The 2,262-nt window shown below is 38.8% G+C and carries 3 protein-coding genes; all 3 read right to left on the reverse strand.

Translation table 11 applies throughout. The features are described 5' to 3' along the window. Nucleotides 1-5: 5 nt before the first annotated feature. The 3 genes from traK to H7254_RS16255 are packed head-to-tail and all read right to left on the reverse strand — an operon-like array spanning nt 6 to nt 2,137. A complete protein-coding gene (gene traK, locus H7254_RS16245; RefSeq protein ID WP_301933964.1) occupies nt 6-446 on the reverse strand; it encodes a conjugative transposon protein TraK in 441 nt (146 codons plus the stop codon). A 4-nt stretch (nt 447-450) separates the two neighbouring features. Further along, nucleotides 451-1,632: a conjugative transposon protein TraJ gene (gene traJ, locus H7254_RS16250; RefSeq protein WP_301933965.1), complete on the reverse strand. Its 1,182-nt coding sequence runs from the start codon at nt 1,630-1,632 to the stop codon at nt 451-453. A gap of 31 nt (nt 1,633-1,663) precedes the next feature. Beyond that, entirely contained in the window at nt 1,664-2,137 is a 474-nt protein-coding gene (locus H7254_RS16255) for a TerB family tellurite resistance protein (RefSeq protein ID WP_301933966.1), read from the reverse strand. Nucleotides 2,138-2,262: the final 125 nt, after the last annotated feature.

Here is a 2,262-nt window from a genome sequence, read left to right on the forward strand (position 1 = left end):
AAAGCTTAAGGCGTAACATTAAAATCAACGCGAACACTATCAATAATAATTTGCTGACTTATATTACCCGCAATAATATTAGAATAATAACCCGTCTCCCTTAAATTATCATATTGCGCTTTTGCTGAGCCATCGGCCATGTACAATGCCTTTGATAAATTGGCATCTATAACTTTATCATCCGGATCAAGCGTAAAAAAATATTCATGAAATAGTTTAACATGGCTCTTTGCCTCAACGGGTAAATTGTCTTTTCTACTAAAGGCAAATGCCTTTACTGCCTGGTCTCCTGACAGTATATAAATTTTGTCCTGTACCCTTGCTGATTGTTCATAACTCTTACACAACACAATACCGCACAACAGAAAACAGCAGATTATTACCACAATGGAAAAAGCCTTAATATGCCGAAAGGCGGAATCAATATTTTTTGTTTTATTGTACATAACCTTATGATTTACCTGATAATTTATTGTGCATAAAATTGCCGGAATCATTGCCCGGACTTATTGTAGAAATACCCTGACTAATTGTATTGGAAACCATATTAGAGCTGGCAGTTCCGGTATTGCCTGCAACATTCATAATACTTTGCGAGCCACTGGTAGTTAAATTTGTAACCCGATGAAGTAAGGTATTAGCACCTCCGGCATGAACAATGTAATTGGCTACACTCGGTACGGTAAAATAACCGACTATGCCAATGAGCAAAAAAATAAGGTAGGCAGTATCTGTAGGAGAAAAGAAGGAATCACCATAGTTTTGCACTTGGGCGATATCTATTTTCAACATATTTTCCTGCACCTTACCAATGATACTGCCAAAAATATTTGACACCGGCAGCCATAAAAAAACGTTTATGTACCGGGCAATCCAAACCGTTAAGCTGTGCTGAAAGCCATCAAAAACGGCCATGCCAAAAACAAGGGGCCCTAAAATTGCCAGCACAATCAAATAAAAAGTACGAATGGTATTGATGCACAAAGAAGCAGCTTCAAATAATACCCGCAGCACTTCACTCATCCATTCCTTTACCGAATTACGAAAATTATAGGAAGCTTTTGCCATGGCAAATTTTATGTCATTACCAATTCCGGCAAAAATACCTTTGCCTTTAGGGTCTGCATTATCATGGGTGTACTTGTACCATTTATCCCGGTCACCACTTCCCGTCTCCCCCACATACATTTGCCAAGTATCCGTTTTTTTAATGGCTTCCTCTTTTCTTTGCAACAGTACTTCAATCGCTTTATTGGAATCCTCTACCATGGAAGCAGTACCTGTAACCGTAGGCTGCATAACCCCATTTATCATGGCAATAACCGATGGGAAAATTAGAATGGCAAATCCTAAAACGAATGGCCGGAACAGCGGATAAAAATCAATAGGCTCTGCATTTGCAATATGCCGCCATACCCTGCTGGCAATGTACCACGTAGCAGCAAAACCTGCAATACCCCGGCCTACGCCTATAAGCTTACTACATAGTGGCAGCATGTCGCTATACAGTTGCTCCAATACCTGGTGCAGACTTTTAACTTCGCTGGCAATGCCAGTTCCTTGAGCAAAAATTATTTTTGGCATTAATACTGCACCCACTGCTACTGCAATTTTACACACACACTTTATCATACACACATTTTTATTGCTTCACCTTCCAATCCTACAATCCACTTAACCTTTTTGATAATTTGGTATCGACCATGACCCTTCCCCTTTGTATGGCAAGGATATTATTTTCTGTATTGAATGAATGTAAAAAGGCCAACTGATCGCTTATATTAAAGTAGATGCGGTCAATAGCTTTCAGCCGTTCATCGTCACTCATTCTTAAATTCCCCGCAGTAATTACCATGGCAAGCGCTTCAAGTTGCTGAAAGCTCCTGTTAAAAAGATCGCCATAAACCTTGGCCATATAATTTAATTCGGTTTCATTAAAAAGTCCGGTTGCCCTAAATTTGGGGATGGCTGGCTTAACTGTTTTAACTAATTGTAATTGGTATTTTATTATATCTGCAACTTTTTTATATTTTCTTACGCCGGGACTAACTTGCAATAAGCCATCAAGAAAAACTTTATGAATACTAAAATTGCCTTCCGAAATTGTTTTGATAGTATTGTATCCTTTGGTTAGCACCTTGTAGTAAATTCCAGCTAAACTGACCCCCCTTCGCCATTTCAAATTGACCCCCTAAAAAACGATTTCAAAAAGGCCCTAAAAAAATCCTGGTGAAGAGGACTAAAAAATAGAGAAAGAACTGT

The sequence above is a fragment of the Ferruginibacter sp. genome (assembly GCF_014377975.1).
Classification (GTDB): domain Bacteria; phylum Bacteroidota; class Bacteroidia; order Chitinophagales; family Chitinophagaceae; genus Ferruginibacter.

Bases quoted from the DNA above. Each gene is read 5' to 3' on its own strand.
- traK (WP_301933964.1), bottom strand. From the start codon at position 446: ATGTACAATAAAACAAAAAATATTGATTCCGCCTTTCGGCATATTAAG.
- traJ (WP_301933965.1), bottom strand. From the start codon at position 1,632: ATGATAAAGTGTGTGTGTAAAATTGCAGTAGCAGTGGGTGCAGTATTA.